The sequence below is a fragment of the Pacificimonas flava genome, assembly GCF_000342165.1.
GTDB classification, from domain to species: domain Bacteria; phylum Pseudomonadota; class Alphaproteobacteria; order Sphingomonadales; family Sphingomonadaceae; genus Pacificimonas; species Pacificimonas flava.
In genome coordinates, this window is the sequence record NZ_AMRV01000001.1 from 405,313 (window position 1) to 422,574 (window position 17,262).

The window sequence follows — 17,262 nt, forward strand, 5'->3', positions numbered from 1 at the left end:
GACTACCGGTGTCATTAAAAGATACCGGTGTCAACAGCCTGTCTGATTTTCGCGCCTTGCCCGCCAAAATCAGTCCGGAATCTTACCTGGCATCGAAGAAGTCGGGCAAAGTCATCGATATTCCTGGAATGTATGTGATGAGCATGAGCGCCCCAATTAAAGCAAAGTAAAATGGCCATATTGTCCGAATGGTACGCTCAACGCTGATCCCGCCAACCGCAGCGCCAACGAACAGCACCGATCCAACCGGAGGTGTCACTAAGCCGACCCCGAGGTTCAGCATCATGATCACTCCGAAATGTACTGGATCAATACCGATAGCGGAAACGATCGGGAGGAAAATCGGAGTTGTGATGACGATCAGTGGCGACATATCCATGAACGTGCCAAGAACGAGCAGCATGGCATTCACGATGAGTAGAACGAGTATCGGATCATCGGTGATCGCCGCGATGAGTCTGGCAAGCTCGGTCGGCACCTCAAGAATGGCAAGTACATAGCCAAAGCTGCTCGCTGCCCCGATAATGAGCAATACCATCGCGGTGATACGGACCGACGCCATTGCGCTTTCTTGAAATTCCATAAAGCCGACGGTGCGGTAGACGGCCGCGCCAACCGCGACAGTATAGATCACAGCTATCGCCGAGGACTCGGTGGCGGTGAAAATGCCGCTTAATATGCCGCCTATGATGATGATGGCCGTCATCAGCCCGGGCAGCGCATACACCAACGCCTTCAGGAACGCCCCCCAACCCGGGAAGACACCCGCAGCATAGCCCCGCTTCACCGCTACGCGCCAGGCAACGAGCATAAGAAGCCCGCCAGTCAGAATCCCCGGGAAGATTCCCGCCAGAAACAGATCGCCAATGGAAACCCCAGTGCCTGCGGAAGCAGCATAAATGATCATGTTGTGCGATGGAGGGATAAGCAGGCCGACGATAGCCGCAGTGACATTCACATTCGTCGCATAATCGCGATCATAACCCTTGTCGCGCATCATAGGAGAGATGGTTGAGCCCATTGCAGAGGCATTCGCGATCGCCGATCCGGAAACGGAGCCAAACAGCATCGAAGCCCCGATGTTGACCTGCCCCAAACCGCCGCGGGCGCGGCCCACCGAGGCTTCGGCAATGCTTACGAGCTGCCGTGCGATGCCGGACCGGTACATCAAATCGCCGGCAAAAATGAAGAACGGAATGGCAAGCAAAGAAAAGATGTTGATGCCCGCGGTCAGCCGCTGAAGCGAAACGGCCAGCGGAATATCAAGAGCTATCAACGTGATCGCCGCAGATATGAACAGGGCCAGGGCCACCGGCATCCCGACAACCAGCAGAACCGCAAGACTGATCAGAAGCAGCGGGAGTTCCATCAAATATCATCCTCGTGCCGGCGGCGCGTGCGGCTGGCTCCCCTGGTCGGGGGGTGATCGGGCTTCCGCGGTTTATGCGACGCCCTGGATTCGCGAACCGTCGGAACAACTTCCGGATCGTCGGAAGCCGCTTGCTCGCCGGCGGTCGGTTCATCGTGCGCAGCAAATCCCGGACGGAGAATCTCGCCCAGAAGCCGCGTTCCAGCAAAGAGCGTGATGAAAGCCCCCGCAATCGGCAGCGGCAAATAGGCCCAGAAACGCGAAAGACCGAGCGCAGGGATCACATGCGTGCGCACGGTGGCTGCGAGGTCAAAGCCCCAGACAATGAATAGCAGGCCGACCGCAACGATAAGGGCTTCCACAACAAGACGAAGTGACCGCGCCCCACGCTCCGGCAGTCGCGCGTGCAGGGCTGCGATCCGGATGTGAAAGTCTTGTTGAAAACCGGCGGCGGCGGCTAGCAATGCATACCAGATCATCAAGAGGAGCGTGAGCTGTTCCGACCAGTTCGGGCTCGCGTTCAACACATACCGGGCAAACACCTGCCATCCGACTATAACCGTCATCAGCACGAGCCCGGCGCCCCCGATCCAGAGCAAAATGCTGGCCAAGCGATCGTTGATGCGGGTTATTCGATCGAATAGTTGCATATCACGCCGCCGTGCTCATTGCCCGGATCGCATCGACCAGCGCGCGCTGTGCAGGAGAAGTGACAAACCGTTTCCATACCGGTTGTACGCGCTCGACGAATGCTCCGATATCGTCGATCTCGTTAACCTGAACGCCCGATTGCGCCAGAGTCTGCCGGGATTGGTCTACCTTCTCGTCCCAAAGGCCGCGCATCACCGATACCGATTCGCGTGCGCTTTTGAGAATGATGTCCCTGTCTGACGAGCTCAAATTTTCCCAGACGGTCCGGGACATCACCAGGACCTCAGGCGCAATAACGTGACGCGTCAGGCTGTAATAGCGTGCGACCTCATAATGTCTGGTACTCTCAAAACTTGGCCAATTATTCTCCGCACCATCAATAACCCCCTGTACCAGCGCTTGGTAAATTTCGCCTAAAGGCATCGGGGTCGCGTTGGCGCCAAGCGCCTCGATCAAACTGACATAAAGATCGCTGCTCTGCACACGAACCTTCAGACCATTCAGATCTTCCGGGCGTCTGACCGGACCGCTCACATTATAAATTGACCGCGCACCGGAATCGTAAAAGCAAAGGCCAATCAATCCGTGCGGTGCCAGCGACTTCAGAACATCCTCTCCGGGCGCTCCATCCATGGCACGGCGCATGTGAGCTTCGTCGTCGAACAGGAAAGGAAGCGAGGGAACGATCGTCAGCGGCTCTATACTGTTGAGGGGAGCCAGGGCGACCCTGTTGAGATCGATGCCACCGAAAGTTGCAAGTTCCAGCGTGTCGCGTTCCGAGCCCAGCTGTCCGCCCGGATAAAGCTTCAGCCTCATGCGTCCATTCGAATAGCCTTCCAGCCTGCGCCCCATGTCGAGCAACGCTCTCGATGTCGGGTAATCCTCCGGATGGAATTCAGCGGCGCGCAAGGTGCGGGTGGGAGATGGGGTACATCCGCTTGATCCCGCCAAAAGAATGGAAGCGGTCAGAAACTGACGGCGATCCGGACGCCACAGCGCACCCTTTCTCCCTGATGCCACAGGTCTGGACACCCCACCCGCATTCATAATTCCTCCCCATCAGATGCAGCCTTGAGCTGACTTGAAATGAAGATGGCATATCGTGACACCGGTTACCAGACGAAATGTGGAATCAGTCTCGGGGACAGGAATTGGCCCGGAAGCACGTATTCTCTCAATGCTGTTTTGGGTCGCTGGCTCTGCTCTCATCGCAATATTCTGAATCGCGTGTGCCCAGATGCAGTCTCTCCTCCCGCGGAAGCGATAGAGCTTTCGATCACCTGAACATGTTTGTGCGCTTGACGATGCGAAGCTCCTCTCTAGCTTAAGACACCGGTTTCCTAGACGGAGTAACGCTCATCACCACCATCGACCGGATTATGCGGACCGCACCAGTGATTCCGGTGCTCGTTATCGAGCGTCTAGAGCATGCAAGACCACTGGCCGAAGCACTTGTGTCGGGCGGCCTGCATGTTCTTGAGGTCACGCTGCGCACCAAAGTGGCGCTCGACGCGATTCGTGAGATGAGGTCAGTGGATGGTGCGGTCGTCGGTGCCGGAACCGTGAAAAATGCCGATGATCTCCAACGGGCCAGTGACGCCGGAAGTGAATTCATCGTTTCTCCCGGTTTGACCAGCACCCTTGCCCGCGCCGCCATCGACATGAACATCCCGTTCCTGCCGGGCGTCTCCAATGCGGGGGATATTATGAAGGGCCTCGATCACGGGCTGACGCATTTCAAGTTTTTCCCTGCAGTGCCGAGCGGCGGCATTCCCGCCCTGAAGGCTCTGTCCGCGCCGTTCGGCGAAGTATCCTTCTGTCCAACAGGCGGCATTACGATGGGCACCGCACCGGACTGGCTGTCGCTGGACCAAGTCCTATGTGTCGGCGGCAGCTGGCTGGTTCCAAAAGGCAGTCCTGATTTCCCGAACATCCGAGGGCGCGCCGCAATGGCTTCAAATATCGGAAGATATTTAGATTGATGAAAGACCGTGCTTTGCTTGACATCCCGCCTGTTTTTTCCATCCGGTAGAAGAACTTGCCGGCTCCGTTCGTTGTATTCCGCTAGACTACGTACAAAACGATCAAGCGCTATAAGGAGTCTGGCGTTTCTCCTCTCAGAACAAAGAAAGATGGCCGCTCCGACCAGCGGAAGGTCAAACCTCAAAATAAGCCGCCAGCGGAGGTCGTCCACACACGGGTCCTCCGCCCGACCTTATCCCTGGTTGAGCGCGTCATATCCTTGAGCGTTGAACTCAATTAGGCAAAAGCCGTGGCCGAACGGATCTGCAAACATAGCTATTTTTCCATAAACGGCTCCGCGGGTCTCGCTTTCTTGGATCGCGCCGGCGTCAAGTGCTTTCGCAACTGCCTCATCCATGTCTTGGACCACAAAGTCCCAGTGTATGGGTGACCAATGCCGTTCGTACCTGCGTACGCGATTGCTGCCTGGCCCAGCACTTGTACCAGCGCGCCTCTCCAACAGGTAAATCTTCGTCTCAGCCCCTAAGAGTTCAATGACGCTGCTGCCGAAACCCCGTCCGATGTTGAGCCCGAAGGCGGCCGTATAGAAGTTAGCACCGGCTTCGACACAAGGCACATCGATGTTCAGGATAAAGCTGGTCATCGAAAAGTTCCTACCCAAGCGGCAATCATATGCAAATCGTCGACTGATGAGGGAACCACCAAACCTTCAGAATATCCTCTGCACCGTCGAATTCGGTGCATAATAATCCTGGGTCGTCATTATGATCGGTCTAGTCGCGCTACATATGCGGAAGTTCCTTGTTTCGAGTCTATCAAGTATAGGCCAATTTTGCTTGAGCGGGCGCTAAGGATGCCGCGCGAAGACGCACGGCCATTCGACGTGCCATCTACCCCAAATCACTTCGTCTCGTGGGGCTAGCGTACCCCTTCAAGCCGGTCGCCGAGACGGCGTCTATTTACGCCCCTGCCCCCGAGCGGCAATGCTGTTCCGGTTGAGAAAGCAGGTTAATGCGGATAGCGAGGGCAGGAGATACCGCGCATATCAGGCGGGTCACGGACGCGGTCGTCATAGTGTCCAGGTCAGCCGCAGCGAAGACCGAGCTGACACGGAAAGGGGGCAGAGAATCGTGCAGATATTCACGCCGTCTGCCGACACCAGACTCCGCTTGTTCGTGAGCGTGGTCATCGTTCTGATCCTCGGTTCACTCGCATTTCTGAGCGGTCACGCGGAATCCAGCTTTGCCACGAAGCGCGGATGGGTCCAAGAGCAACCGGTACCATTCAGCCATGAACACCATGTCGCGGGCCTGGGTCTCGACTGCCGCTATTGCCATGCAAGTGTGGAAAACAGCGCCCATGCCGGGTTCCCCCCGACCCACACCTGCATGACATGTCATTCGCAGCTCTACACCGACGCATCTGAACTCGCGCCGGTTCGCCAAAGTATGGCCAAGAATCTGCCCATAAGGTGGAACCGTGTTTCGGCGCTGCCGGACTACGTTTATTTCAATCACTCGATCCACATCGATAGAGGAATTGCCTGCGTCGAATGTCACGGGCGCGTGGACCGAATGCCGATTACGTTCCGCGCGAAGCCGTTTCAGATGGAGTTCTGCCTGGGATGTCACAGAGACCCGGCGCCCCATTTGCGGCCGCCGAACATGACGACTGTCATGGATTGGGGTGATTGGCAGGAAAAACATCCTGAATATGGGGCAGAGGCCATGGCGGCGCACAACATCGAGCCCGAAAAGCTCGTCTCCTGTACCACCTGCCACAGATGACCGGCGATAAAGATCTTGCCATGCTTAAGGAGCGGCTGGCTGGTCGACGCGGCCGCGCTTTCTGGCGCGGTCTCGACGACCTATCGAGCACGCCCGAGTTTCGCAGGTTTCTGACGCGCGAGTTTCCGGCGCTCGAGCCGCCACCAAGTGGCCCCAGCCGCCGCGAGGCTCTCAAGGTCATGGGCGCTTCATTGGCCCTTGCAGGCGTAGCGGGATGCGACGGCGTACCGGACGAAAGAGCCCTCCCCTACGTAAAAGCGCCAGAGTTTGCCTTGCCGGGGCAGGCCCGCCACTACGCCACGTCTGTGACGATGGGCGGGTTCGCTCAGCCCGTTCTGGGCGAGACGCACGAGGGTCGGCCGACGAAGCTGGAGGGCAATCCCCATCATCCCGCCAGCCGGGGCGCCACCGATGCCTTCACGCAGGCTGCTATTCTTGGCCTTTACGATCCGGATCGTTCGCAGACGCCGCGCGAGCGGGGACGGCCCACCGACTGGCAGGCCTTCGAGGCAGCGGCGATCTCAGCCGCGGCGCAGGCCAAGGCGGTGGATGGTGAAGGATTTCGAATTCTCATCGGCCGCAGCACCTCGCCTACCCTCGCCCGGCAATTGGCTGCCATGCGGGCTGCCATGCCAAAGGCGCGGTGGCACGAATTCGAACCGGTCGACGCATCCGGCTACGAAGCATCGCGCATTGCCTTCGGACGTCCGCTCGAGCAGCATTTCCGTCTGGACGAAGCAGAGGCTACGGTTTGTCTGGATGCCGACATTCTCGGTCCCGGCCCGCGGCAGGTCTTGCACGCGCGGCAATGGTCGGCCCGGCGAGCCGGCTTCCAAAACGGAGTTGGCGAATGCAGGCTCCTTGTCGCGGAAGCCAGCCCCTCCCTGACAGGCGTGACGGCTGACCGCCGCCTGATAGCCGAGCCGCACCGCACCGAGGCACTGGCGGCCGCAATCGGCTTCGCTTTGGACGCCGGCGGGGATGGGAACATCCCGCTCAGCACCGAAGAAACGGAGTTCGTACGGGCTGCGGCTGCCGCGCTTCTGCGGCGCAGGGGGCGGTCTCTTTTCATAGTCGGTCCCGCGCAGCCGGCGAGCGTGCAGGCGATCGCCCTGCGCGTGAACCAGCGCCTGGGGAATATTGGCCGCACCGTCCAATTCACCGAGGCGCTCGCCGTCCTGCCTTCGCAAGAGGACTCGCTGGCAGCGCTGACCCGGGATATGGCAGCGGGTCGTGTGACGACTCTCGCAATTCTCGGCGCCAATCCGGTTTATAGCGCGCCCGCCGACATTCCCTTCGCGGCAGCGCTGGCAAGGGTCGGGACTGTCGTCCACGCTGGTCTTCACTACGACGAAACGGCCGCCCAAGCCCACTGGCATGCGCCGCTCTTGCACGATCTCGAAATGTGGAGCGATGGACGCGCTGTCGACGGCCATGCGGGGATCCTGCAACCTCTGGTGCGGCCCTTCTTTGGCGGCCGCTCGCCGCACCGGCTGCTACAGATCCTGCTGGGCGACCTCGACACGAGCGGCTATGAAATGGTGCGCGAGACCTGGCGCGAAACCGCCAGCGGCGGCGACTTCGAGGAGGCCTGGAGCGCAGCGCTTCTACAAGGATATGTGGAAGATAGCGCTCCGGCGCCTCTGTCGCCTGTCCCAGACCTTCTCGAGAATAGCAGCGCACCGCAGCGGCAGGCCGTTGCTGCAGGTGCACCTTTGACGGTGGAATTTCGTCCCGACGCCAGCGTCTGGGACGGACGCTTCGCAAACAACGCCTGGCTTCAAGAACTGCCGCGCCCACTGAGCAAACTCGTCTGGGACAATGTCATCCAGATCAGTCCTGCCCTCGCCCGCGAACAGGGGCTTTCAGACGGCGATATCGCTGAAATCAGACTGGGTGGGCGAACGATTGACGGACCCGTCTCGGTGGTCCCCGGCCAGGCCGCTCGAACCCTGACCCTGACCCTCGGCTATGGCCGCACGGCTGCCGGTCAGGTTCAGGAGAAGGTCGGCTTCGATGTTTACCCCCTGCGCACATCCGGCATGGCTGCCTTTGCCGAAGGCGCCTCGCTGCATCCGACCGGCGCCAGCATGAAATTGGCCACGACCCAGCTTCATTTCGCCATGGAGGGGTTCGATTTCATACGGTCCGTCACGCCCGAGCAGGTCACCGAAGGCGCCGCCTCGAAGCAGGCGGAGCACCCTTCCCTCTATACGGACTATCCGCAGGGTTCCCCCAATTGGGGCATGTCCATCGATCTCGACGTCTGTATCGGCTGCAACGCCTGCGTCAGCGCCTGCAACGCGGAAAACAACATTCCGATGGTGGGCAAGGATCAGGTCGCCAAGGGCCGGGAGATGCACTGGCTGCGCATCGACCGCTATTACGAGGGCAGACCCGACAATCCCCGCCACCATTTCCAGCCCGTGCCCTGTATGCACTGCGAGCAGGCGCCGTGCGAAATGGGCTGTCCCGTCAATGCGACCACGCACAGCCCGGACGGCCTGAACCAGCAGATTTACAACCGATGCATCGGCACGCGAACCTGCTCGTCCTTCTGTCCATACAAGGTGCGCCGTTTCAACTGGTTCGACCTGACAGGCAATGACCCGCCGTCCGTGCAGGCAGCGCGAAATCCGGATGTGACGGTCCGCGATCGCGGGGTCATGGAGAAATGCACCTATTGCGTGCAGAGAATCAGCGAAGCCCGCATCGCCGCCAAGCTGGAGGATCGGAGCATCGCCGATGGTGAGGTGCTGACGGCCTGCCAACAAGCATGCCCCACCGACGCGATCGTGTTCGGCGACATTACCGATCCCGCGTCCGCCGTCAGCCGGCGCAAGGCATCGCCGCGCGACTACAGCTTGCTTGAAGAGGCCAATACCCGGCCGCGGACGACCTACCTCGCGCGCATCGAGAAAGAGGGCAAATGACCCCTGCGGCGCCTGCGAAGGAGCGCGGCTGGGCGAAGGCCCTGGATGCGCGCTTCGCCGGCATCACCGATGAAATCGTGCGAATTCCGCTGGATTATCCGCAGCGCCGGAACTGGTGGCTGTTCATGCTGGCGGGCCTCTTCCTTCTGGCGCTGTTCTTCGTCTCGGCCAGCGTCTTGTTCGCGAACGGCGTGGGCGTCTGGGGGAACAATATTCCCGTGAACTGGAGCCTGGCCATCTCCAACTATGTATGGTGGCTGGGCATCGGTCATGCCGGAACGCTGATCTCGGCGCTCCTCCTGCTGCTGAGCCAGGATTGGCGCAATTCGCTGAACCGGTTTGCCGAGGCGATGACCTTGTTCGCCGTCGTCTGCGCCGGGCTTTATCCGATCCTGCACCTGGGCCGGCCATGGCTGTTCTACTGGATGGCCCCCTATCCCAACACCATGGACATCTGGCCGCAGTTCAAGAGCCCCCTCACCTGGGATTTCTTCGCGGTGCTGACCTACCTGATCGTCTCCGTGCTGTTCTGGTATATCGGCGCCATCCCCGATTTCGCATCGGCCCGTGAACGCGCGAAGAAACGCCGCTGGCAAATCTTCTACGGGCTTTTGGCGCTTGGCTGGCGGGGATCGGCGCACCATTGGTGGCGGTGGAATCAATGTTATCGCATTACGGCTGCCCTCGCCGTGCCTCTCGTCGTATCGGTGCATTCCGAAATTTCGCTATTGTTCGCGGCCGGTCCGATTCCCGGCTGGAACACCACCGTATTCCCGCCCTACTTCGTCGCCGGCGCCGCCTTTTCTGGCTTCGCGGTAGTGTCCATCATCACCGTGCCGCTGCGACGCGCTTTTGCGCTGGGCGACCTCATCACCTCCAGGCATCTCGATCTGCTCGCCAAGCTGCTGCTGGCCACCGGTCTGATGACGGCCTACGGCTACGTCGCGGAACTCTTCAGCACCTATTACGCCAGCGAACCTCATGGGCTGCAGACGCTCGCCGACCGCATGGGCGGGCAATACTGGTGGAGCTACTGGGGCGCGATCATCTGCAACTTTGTGCCGTTGCAGCTGCTCTGGCAGCGGCGGTTCCGGACCAGCCCCATCGCCTTGTTTCTCATAAGCTTGTCGGTCGCCATTGGCATGTGGTTCGAACGCTACATGCTCCTCGTCACCTCGCTCTACCGCGACTGGCTGGTATCCTCCTGGGGCGACTACGCCGCAAGCGTCTGGGACTGGACATTGTATGCCGGGACGATCGGCGTCTTCTTGGTGCCGTTTCTTTTGTTCGTCCGCTTCCTGCCGATGATCTCTGCGTTTGAAGTGAAAAAGGCATTGTTCGAGCATGAAGAGTTTCGCCGCCAAATTCGGGAACGAACGGAGCATTTGAGCCAAGGGGCGCTCGGTCATGATGAGAGCCCCCGCCGTTTAAGCGGGGATCGTACGGACGACTCGCCGCTGCCGCCGCCTACCGAGAAGGTCTACGGTACGCTGGCGGAATTCGACGATCCGGAGCGGCTCCTCGCTGCGGCCGCCGCCGCCCGCAAGGCTGGCTGGTCCAATGCAGAGGCTTATACGCCCTTTCCGGTGAAGGGATTGCACGCCGCCCTTGGCTGTAATGATCGACGCGTTCCGCTTATCATGCTCGCTGGAGGGATTGTGGGGGCGCTTTCCGGCTATTTCATGCAGGTTTTCACGAACCTCGATTTCCCCCTGAACGTCGGCGGCAGGCCCGTGATCGCGCCGCCCGCATTCATGCTGATCACCTTCGAACTGATGGTCCTGTTCGCAGTGGTCGCGGGTGTGCTCTCAATGCTGATCCTGAACCGCCTGCCCCGTCTCAATCATCCGCTCTTCGACGTCGAAGAGTTTCATTTTTCCGCTGTGGACAGATTTTTTCTTCTGTTGCGGCCCGACGACGGCTCGCGCACCGGCAGCGCGCGCGATTTTCTTTCGAACTGCAATCCCGTACGCCTTGTCGACGTTCCTGTTCGCGGGGCGCAGGCATGACACGTCTCGTCTGCTGCCTTCTCCTGCTCCTGTCTGCCGCCTGCGATGAGATGAGCGACCAGCCGCGCTACGATCCCTATGGCGAAGGGGAATTGTTCGAGGATGGCAAGGTCATGCAATTGCCGCCGACCGGAACCCTTGCGCAAGAGGACCCTGAATGGTTGGCGGCGTATAGGGAACGGCCAGAAATGTCGTTGGCGCTGTTGGAGCGGGGCCGCGAACGATACGGAATTTACTGTGTGGCCTGTCATGCGGAATCGGGCAGTGGACGCGGCGTCGTTCCGGCTCATGGTTTCCCGCAGCCACCGAGTTTCCACTCGGAGAGGCTTCGCAGCGCCGGCTCGGCTCACATCTTCAATGTGATTACCGATGGCTACGGCGTCATGTATTCCTATGCCGACCGCGTCTCCCCCGCAGACCGATGGGCGATTGCCGCTTATGTCCGCGCGCTGCAACTCGCCTATGATGGCGGCGGGAATGGGAACACCGCCTCCGCTCCCCGGACAGAAATCGGGACGCAGCCGGATGCCCGATAGCGTTCAAATCCGTACGCCAAGGCCGCCCTGGCCATACCTGTTGGCCGGTGCCGCGCTCTGCGTCGGCGTTCTCGTCGCCTCCTTCTGGATCGGAAGATCGGCGCTGTTGGCGTGGCAAACCGCCTTTCTGCTCGCGGCGAGCATTCCTATCGGCGGTCTGTGCCTTCGCATGGTCATGCAGCTCGTTCCGGGCTTCTGGCACGACGAACTTACCGTCCAGACGGAGGCGGCCATCATGCTGCTTCCCCTCGCCGCCGTCCTGTTTCTGCCCATCCTGATCGGAATGCCGCTGCTCTATGACTGGATCGCCAATCCTCCTGAAAAGTCGTTCCCGGCGATCTTTCTGTCATGGCCGGTCTTTCTGCTGATCAGCGTCGCCTGGTTCGGGTGCCTTCTTCTTCTCGGAACGCTGCTGCTGCGCCGCCGACATTGCACGCGCGTTTCCGTCATTGGCATCATCGGTTTCGTCCTTGTCGATACGTTCGTCGCCGCCCTCTGGGTCATGTCACTCGATCCGGGCTTCGAATCCTCCGGTTTCGGCCTGTATTTCATCTCCGTACAAATCTGCATTGCCTTCATGGCGGCTGGCATTGCGGCGCTGCGGGGCGGCGCGGGCCTGAGACGCCCGGGCGTCATCGGCTCACTGATGCTGACGATCATCCTCTTTTGGGCATATCTCGCTTTCATGCAGTATTTTATCATCTGGTCCGGCAATCTGCCTGCGGGCGTGTCCTGGTATGAGGCGCGGGCGGGCGGCGGCTGGAACCTGGTTCTTTGGGCAATCGCGGCGCTGCACGCCATTCCGGCTGTTCTGCTGCTTCTGAAACCGGTCCGGGACTGCATAGCCGCTCTTCTCGCGTTCGCAGTGCTTGTGCTGATCGGCAAAACCATCGAAATGCTGTGGCTGATTCTGCCTGCCGGCACCGATGTCATGTCCTCCTCGATCCTCACGCTTTGTGCCGCAGCAGGCATGGGGCTGCTGTTCACCGGGGCATATGAATGGACCTTCGCCTGGCGGGTCTTCGTTCGCGCGCCCAAGCGTGCTGGCAGGCGATACCATGGCTAAGTCTCAGTCAGCCGAGAATGACGATGCGAAGCGGGATATGCTGCAGCGCCCCGAAGCCTCGGGACGCGAGCCTGAACGGCAAGAGGCGGCTCGGGAAGATGCCGAACCGGAAATGCAGCGCGGCAAACCCGGCGACATCGCGGCCGAAGAGTATCGGCGCGGTTATGAAACGTCCGATGTGTCCCCCCACGGCGTCGTGGCCGCCGGCGCCGGTCTGCTCGCACTCATGGCGGTGACGGCGCTGGTCGTCGCCTGGCTGCTCTCCTATGACAGGCACCGGGAGCGGCCGTCCGGCCCCGCACTCGCCGAGCGCCCGCTTGTTCAAAAGCCGGCGGATTTCGAGGTGCCGCCGGGCTGGGCTGACCTTCGGGTGCAGGTGCCCGGCTACCGAGGCCCGCAGGAAACGCCGCGCAATGCCGGCACCCGTATCGAGCGAGCAATGGCCGAACTGGCTGCCGACGGTTGGCCGAGCCCGGATGCGGGAACGCTTGTGCGTCCCGATGAAGTGGGTCCGGCACAGATGCTACCGAAAACGCGCCGTGACATGACCGAGCCGCCGCCCGCAGCCTTACGCGTAGAGGACGCCCAACCGGGGACCTCGTGGGAACGCTGATGCAACGAACCTATGATCTGCTGGCACTGCTGCTCCTGCTCGCTGTCTCGGGCGCCGCCCTGGCGCAGGCCCCGTTCGATGCGTTCGGGCGCGCCGGCATCGACGACCGTTTGGGAGCGCGCATTCCGCTGGACACGAGGGTGACCACCGCAGATGGCGAAAGCGTCACGCTTGCGGAGCTGACGGACGGAAAGCCGATCGTCTTCGCCCCGGTTCTGCACGACTGTCCCAATATCTGCGGCGTCACGCTTGGCGGCCTCCGGGCTGCCATCGCCAATCAGCAGTACCAGCCGGGCAAGGATTTCCAGATCGTCTCCTTCGGCATCGACCCGCGCGAAGGCCCGGCCGAGGCGGCGACCGAGATGAAAAAACTCTCTGAAACCGGCAACGGAAAACTGGTGAGTACGGACGCCTATCACGCCGTCACCGCCGATGCCGGGGCAATCCGCGCCGTTACCGATGCACTCGGTTACCGCTACGCCTTTGACAGCAGCATCAACCAGTTCGCCCATGTGGCCGCCGTCGCCGTGCTGACCAGCGACGGACGCCTGGTGCGCTGGCTTTACGGTGTGGCGCCGCAACCGAACGATCTTCGCCTTGCGCTAACGGAGGCTGGCGAGGGCGCCATCGGCGATTTCGGTGATCAGCTGCTTTTGCTTTGCTATCATTACGATCCCACGACCGGCCGCTACAATTCACTGGTGCAGACGATGTTGAGGGTAGCGGGCGGGCTGACGGTCCTGGTGCTGGCGTTCTTCCTCGGCCGCGCCCTGTTGCGAACGCGGCGGACGGAATGAGCTTCGTTACGCCTCTTTGGCCGCCACAGGCCTCCGCATATGCCGAACAGGTGGACCGGCTGTTCCTGGGGTTTAGCGCACTCACCGTGCTGCTCGTCCTGCCGGTCTTTATTCTGATCGGCATCTTCGCGCTGAAGTATCGCCGCGGCCGCGATGTGGACCGCACTCACCGAACGCGCGGTTCGGTGTGGCTAGAAACCTCCTGGGCGGCAGGTCCGTTTCTGCTCGTCCTCGGCTTTTTCGCCTGGGGCGTGGCACTCTACGTGGACGCACAGACGGAGCCGGTCGGCGCCCTGGAGATCAGCGGCACGGCCAAGCAATGGATGTGGAAGTTCAGCCATCATCCGGGCGGTCAGCGCGAGATCAACGAACTTCATGTTCCCGCGGGTGAGCCGGTGAAGATCACGCTGACCTCGCAGGATGTCATTCACAGCCTGTACCTCCCTGCCCTGCGTCTGAAGCAGGACGTTCTGCCGGGACGATACACGACGCTCTCCTTCACCGCCGACAGACCTGGAACTTACGCATTGCGGTGCGCGGAATTCTGCGGCGCCAATCACGCGGTCATGGGCGGTCGCATCGTCGTGCAGACCCCGCGCGACTATGCGCAATGGTTGAGCCGGTCCGGCGCGGACAAGAGCCTCGCGGAGCGCGGCAAGCTGCTGTTTCGGCAATATGGTTGCAGCGGCTGCCACGGGCCCGCGTCCAGCGTGAAAGCACCCGATCTCGCCGGTCTCTACGGACGTCCAGTATCTCTCGAAAGCGGTGAAACGATTATCGCGGACGATCAATATATTCGCGACAGCATCCTCTTTCCCCACCGGGCCATCGCGGCGGGTTATCCGCCCATCATGCCGACGTTTCGCAACGTCATCGAGGAAGAGGACCTCATCGCCCTGACGGCCTTCATACGGAATACGCGGGCCGAGGATTGGAGAGAAGAGGAATGAGCGACGCTTCGCCGCTGCAGGAAAGCGCCGATCCACCCCCGCCCCGCGAGACGCCGGAGGAACAGGTCAGCTATCTGCGCGCTGGATACAGCCTGAAATCCTGGTTCTTCACGACCGATCACAAGCGCATCGCCATTCTTTACATGGTGGCGATCATGTTCTTCTTCGTCGTGGGCGGCGCGGCGGCGGTGCTCATGCGGCTCGATCTGGCAACGCCCTCCGCCGACCTGCTGACGAGCGACGGTTACAACCGGGCGTTCACCATGCACGGCGTCATCATGGTCTGGTTCTTCCTGATCCCGTCCATCCCCACCACGTTCGGAAATTTCCTGATACCGCTGATGATCGGAGCGCGGGATCTCGCCTTTCCGCGCCTCAATCTTCTCAGCTGGTACATCTACGTAATCGCCGGGTTCTTCACGCTCTATTCGCTTGTCGCGGGGGGAGTGGACACCGGCTGGACCTTCTACACGCCGCTCTCGACCATGTTTGCCAATGGTCACGTCATGGCGGCGCTCAGCGCGGTCTTCATCGTCGGCTTCTCGTCCATCCTGACGGGTCTGAACTTCATCGTGACCGTTCACAAGCTTCGGGCGCCGGGCATGACCTGGGGACGTCTGCCGCTGTTCATCTGGTCGCACTACGCAACGTCCCTGGTGCTGCTGCTGGCGACGCCGGTTCTGTCGATCACCCTGGTCCTGCTGGCGGCGGAACGGATGTTGGGGGTCGGCATTTTCGACCCGGCGCTCGGCGGCGATCCGCTACTCTACCAGCACCTCTTCTGGTTCTACAGCCATCCGGCCGTCTACATCATGTTGCTTCCTGCCATGGGGGTGGTCAGCGAACTGGTCGCCGCCGCTGCGCACAAGCAGGTCTTCGGCTACTGGTTCATCGCTTATTCCTCGATGGCTATAGCGGCACTCGGCTTCCTCGTCTGGGGGCACCACATGTTCGTTTCCGGCCAGTCGATGTACGCCAGCGCCATCTTCTCTCTGCTCTCCGTCGCAGTTGCCGTGCCCTCGGCCATAAAGGTCTACAACTGGACGGCCACCTTCTACAAAGGTTCGGTCTCCTTCGACCCTGCCTTCCTTTTTGCGATGTCCTTTATCGGCCTGTTCGTCATAGGCGGAATGACCGGACTGATGTTGGCGATGCTGGCGGTCGATGTGCACTTGCACGACACCTACTTCGTCGTCGCGCATTTCCACTATATCATGGTCGGCGGCACGGTCAGCGCCTTCTTCGGGGCTCTGCATTTCTGGTGGCCCAAGATCACCGGCCGTGACTATACCAAGATGTGGGGCGGTCTTACCGCTGTCCTCATCTTCGGCGGGTTCAACATGACCTTCTTCCCCCAATTTCTTCTCGGCTATCTTGGTATGCCGCGACGCTATCATAGCTACGATCCCGAATTTCAGGTTCTTCATCTTCTTTCATCGGCAGGCGCGTCGATATTGGCGGTGGGCTATATGCTGCCGGTCTTTTATCTGGGATGGTCGCTGCGGTGGGGAAAGCCCGCTGAAACCAACCCCTGGGGCGCGACCGGCCTCGAATGGACTGTTCCGTCTCCCCCTCCGAAGCATAATTTCGAGGAGGTGCCGGTCGTGGTGGAAGGCCCCTATCACTATCCTCTCAAACATCCGGCCAGCCGTGACTGACGAGGTTCGTCTGCGAAACCCGTATCATCAGGCGGCGCAGCAGCGCAGTGCCGACCTGATGGGCATGTATCTCTTCCTGGCCAGTGAAATCATGCTGTTCGGCGGGCTGCTTGCGGCGGTCCTTGCCCTGCGCATCGAACATCCGCACGCCGTCAGCAGCGCAGCGCAGCATCTGAAGATCTGGCTGGGCACCGCCAACACGGTCATTCTCCTGACATCGAGCCTGGCGGTCGCGGTCGCTGTGGCCGCAGCGCGGTTTGGGCGTGCCGCCCTTTCCGCGACCCTGTTCGCTGCCGCGGGCATGCTGGGCGTGATCTTCCTCGGCATCAAGGCGCTGGAATATCAGAAGGAGTACAGCGAAGGACTGATGCCGTTCCTCGGCAATGCAAGGCCGCTCAAGGACAATGCCGAGTTTCTGTTCCTGAACCTTTATTATGTCGCGACGGGGCTGCACGCCCTTCACATGACCATCGGCATTGCCGCCATATGGACTGCTGCCTGGCGCATTTTTCGGCGGCACATCCCCGTGCCCGGACGCGCCATTGCTGCTGAAGTCACGGGTCTCTACTGGCACTTCGTCGATGTCGTTTGGGTGTTCCTGTTTCCCGTCTTCTATCTGGCCAGATAGCAAGCCATGTCTGCACAGATACGTACCTTCGCCCTCGTATGGCTGGCCCTGATCCTGCTCCTTGCGATGACCGTTGCCGCGGCCTTTCTACCACTGGGGCCAGCGAAGCCGTTCGTCAGCATCGCTATCGCCATCGCCAAGGCATCGCTGATTTTCTGGTTCTTCATGCACCTGAGGGAAGATACCGGTCTGCTGCGACTGGCGGCCGTCGGAGGGGCATTGTGGCTGCTGATCCTGCTCCTCCTCATGAGCAGCGATCTCCTTACCCGAACTTGAGATTGC

Annotated in this window: 16 protein-coding genes; 12 read left to right on the forward strand and 4 right to left on the reverse strand. The window is 60.7% G+C overall.

Annotated elements, in window-relative coordinates; translation table 11 throughout:
* Positions 1 to 82 precede the first annotated feature (82 nt).
* The 3 genes from C725_RS01840 to C725_RS01850 are packed head-to-tail and all read right to left on the reverse strand — an operon-like array spanning position 83 to position 3,067.
* A complete protein-coding gene (locus tag C725_RS01840; RefSeq protein WP_008599790.1) occupies positions 83 to 1,369 on the reverse strand; it encodes a TRAP transporter large permease in 1,287 nt (428 codons plus the stop codon).
* Entirely contained in the window at positions 1,369 to 2,019 is a 651-nt protein-coding gene (locus C725_RS01845) for a TRAP transporter small permease (protein WP_008599791.1), read from the reverse strand. The genes C725_RS01840 and C725_RS01845 overlap by 1 nt, the downstream gene beginning before the upstream one ends.
* Before the next feature lies 1 nt (position 2,020).
* Positions 2,021 to 3,067 (reverse strand): TRAP transporter substrate-binding protein, encoded by a 1,047-nt coding sequence (locus C725_RS01850; protein ID WP_051051183.1) that lies wholly within the window; start codon positions 3,065 to 3,067, stop codon positions 2,021 to 2,023.
* A 311-nt stretch (positions 3,068 to 3,378) separates the two neighbouring features.
* Here C725_RS01850 and eda point away from each other — a divergent pair, with 311 nt between their 5' ends.
* Positions 3,379 to 4,002: a bifunctional 4-hydroxy-2-oxoglutarate aldolase/2-dehydro-3-deoxy-phosphogluconate aldolase gene (gene eda / locus C725_RS01855; protein WP_078056094.1), complete on the forward strand. Its 624-nt coding sequence runs from the start codon at positions 3,379 to 3,381 to the stop codon at positions 4,000 to 4,002.
* 233 nt (positions 4,003 to 4,235) lie between these two features.
* On the opposite strand, the gene C725_RS01860 is transcribed toward eda, so the two are convergent.
* The gene (locus C725_RS01860; RefSeq protein WP_038281025.1) at positions 4,236 to 4,646 is read right to left on the reverse strand and encodes a VOC family protein; all 411 of its coding nucleotides are present in this window, start codon (positions 4,644 to 4,646) and stop codon (positions 4,236 to 4,238) included.
* Positions 4,647 to 5,133: 487 nt separating this feature from the next.
* On the opposite strand from C725_RS01860, the gene C725_RS01865 reads away from it, so the two are divergent.
* The 11 genes from C725_RS01865 to C725_RS01915 are packed head-to-tail and all read left to right on the forward strand — an operon-like array spanning position 5,134 to position 17,256.
* Entirely contained in the window at positions 5,134 to 5,790 is a 657-nt protein-coding gene (locus tag C725_RS01865; RefSeq protein ID WP_200858572.1) for a cytochrome c3 family protein, read from the forward strand.
* Positions 5,787 to 8,723, forward strand: a complete 2,937-nt coding sequence (locus C725_RS01870) for a TAT-variant-translocated molybdopterin oxidoreductase (RefSeq protein WP_008599798.1) — start codon at positions 5,787 to 5,789, stop codon at positions 8,721 to 8,723. Before C725_RS01865 ends, C725_RS01870 begins: the two co-directional genes overlap by 4 nt.
* Positions 8,720 to 10,732 (forward strand): quinol:electron acceptor oxidoreductase subunit ActD, encoded by a 2,013-nt coding sequence (locus C725_RS01875; RefSeq protein ID WP_008599799.1) that lies wholly within the window; start codon positions 8,720 to 8,722, stop codon positions 10,730 to 10,732. The genes C725_RS01870 and C725_RS01875 overlap by 4 nt, the downstream gene beginning before the upstream one ends.
* On the forward strand, positions 10,729 to 11,268 hold the full coding sequence (locus C725_RS01880) for a c-type cytochrome (protein WP_008599800.1): 540 nt from the start codon (positions 10,729 to 10,731) through the stop codon (positions 11,266 to 11,268). The genes C725_RS01875 and C725_RS01880 overlap by 4 nt, the downstream gene beginning before the upstream one ends.
* Positions 11,258 to 12,334, forward strand: a complete 1,077-nt coding sequence (locus C725_RS01885) for a hypothetical protein (RefSeq protein WP_149864493.1) — start codon at positions 11,258 to 11,260, stop codon at positions 12,332 to 12,334. The genes C725_RS01880 and C725_RS01885 overlap by 11 nt, the downstream gene beginning before the upstream one ends.
* Positions 12,327 to 12,947 carry a hypothetical protein gene (locus tag C725_RS01890; protein WP_149864494.1) on the forward strand — a complete coding sequence of 207 codons (621 nt, stop codon included), beginning with the start codon at positions 12,327 to 12,329 and terminating at the stop codon, positions 12,945 to 12,947. The genes C725_RS01885 and C725_RS01890 overlap by 8 nt, the downstream gene beginning before the upstream one ends.
* The gene (locus C725_RS01895; protein WP_038281028.1) at positions 12,947 to 13,744 is read left to right on the forward strand and encodes an SCO family protein; all 798 of its coding nucleotides are present in this window, start codon (positions 12,947 to 12,949) and stop codon (positions 13,742 to 13,744) included. Before C725_RS01890 ends, C725_RS01895 begins: the two co-directional genes overlap by 1 nt.
* Positions 13,741 to 14,694: a cytochrome c oxidase subunit II gene (gene coxB / locus C725_RS01900; protein ID WP_008599805.1), complete on the forward strand. Its 954-nt coding sequence runs from the start codon at positions 13,741 to 13,743 to the stop codon at positions 14,692 to 14,694. Before C725_RS01895 ends, coxB begins: the two co-directional genes overlap by 4 nt.
* Positions 14,691 to 16,352 (forward strand): cytochrome c oxidase subunit I, encoded by a 1,662-nt coding sequence (locus C725_RS01905; protein ID WP_008599806.1) that lies wholly within the window; start codon positions 14,691 to 14,693, stop codon positions 16,350 to 16,352. The genes coxB and C725_RS01905 overlap by 4 nt, the downstream gene beginning before the upstream one ends.
* Complete coding sequence (locus C725_RS01910; protein ID WP_008599807.1) at positions 16,345 to 16,980, forward strand: cytochrome c oxidase subunit 3; 636 nt, start codon at positions 16,345 to 16,347, stop codon at positions 16,978 to 16,980. Before C725_RS01905 ends, C725_RS01910 begins: the two co-directional genes overlap by 8 nt.
* 6 nt (positions 16,981 to 16,986) lie before the next feature.
* Positions 16,987 to 17,256, forward strand: coding sequence for a cytochrome C oxidase subunit IV family protein (locus C725_RS01915; RefSeq protein WP_038281030.1), 270 nt, complete (start codon positions 16,987 to 16,989; stop codon positions 17,254 to 17,256).
* Positions 17,257 to 17,262: the final 6 nt, after the last annotated feature.

What these genes read in the sequence shown, in the direction of transcription:
- C725_RS01860 (WP_038281025.1), bottom strand. Translation starts at nt 4,646, where the DNA reads ATGACCAGCTTTATCCTGAACATCGATGTGCCTTGTGTCGAAGCCGGT.
- C725_RS01890 (WP_149864494.1), top strand. Translation starts at nt 12,327, where the DNA reads ATGGCTAAGTCTCAGTCAGCCGAGAATGACGATGCGAAGCGGGATATG.
- C725_RS01875 (WP_008599799.1), top strand. Translation starts at nt 8,720, where the DNA reads ATGACCCCTGCGGCGCCTGCGAAGGAGCGCGGCTGGGCGAAGGCCCTG.
- C725_RS01840 (WP_008599790.1), bottom strand. Translation starts at nt 1,369, where the DNA reads ATGGAACTCCCGCTGCTTCTGATCAGTCTTGCGGTTCTGCTGGTTGTC.
- C725_RS01905 (WP_008599806.1), top strand. Translation starts at nt 14,691, where the DNA reads ATGAGCGACGCTTCGCCGCTGCAGGAAAGCGCCGATCCACCCCCGCCC.
- C725_RS01880 (WP_008599800.1), top strand. Translation starts at nt 10,729, where the DNA reads ATGACACGTCTCGTCTGCTGCCTTCTCCTGCTCCTGTCTGCCGCCTGC.
- C725_RS01915 (WP_038281030.1), top strand. Translation starts at nt 16,987, where the DNA reads ATGTCTGCACAGATACGTACCTTCGCCCTCGTATGGCTGGCCCTGATC.
- C725_RS01850 (WP_051051183.1), bottom strand. Translation starts at nt 3,067, where the DNA reads ATGAATGCGGGTGGGGTGTCCAGACCTGTGGCATCAGGGAGAAAGGGT.
- C725_RS01885 (WP_149864493.1), top strand. Translation starts at nt 11,258, where the DNA reads ATGCCCGATAGCGTTCAAATCCGTACGCCAAGGCCGCCCTGGCCATAC.
- coxB (WP_008599805.1), top strand. Translation starts at nt 13,741, where the DNA reads ATGAGCTTCGTTACGCCTCTTTGGCCGCCACAGGCCTCCGCATATGCC.
- C725_RS01895 (WP_038281028.1), top strand. Translation starts at nt 12,947, where the DNA reads ATGCAACGAACCTATGATCTGCTGGCACTGCTGCTCCTGCTCGCTGTC.
- C725_RS01845 (WP_008599791.1), bottom strand. Translation starts at nt 2,019, where the DNA reads ATGCAACTATTCGATCGAATAACCCGCATCAACGATCGCTTGGCCAGC.
- C725_RS01870 (WP_008599798.1), top strand. Translation starts at nt 5,787, where the DNA reads ATGACCGGCGATAAAGATCTTGCCATGCTTAAGGAGCGGCTGGCTGGT.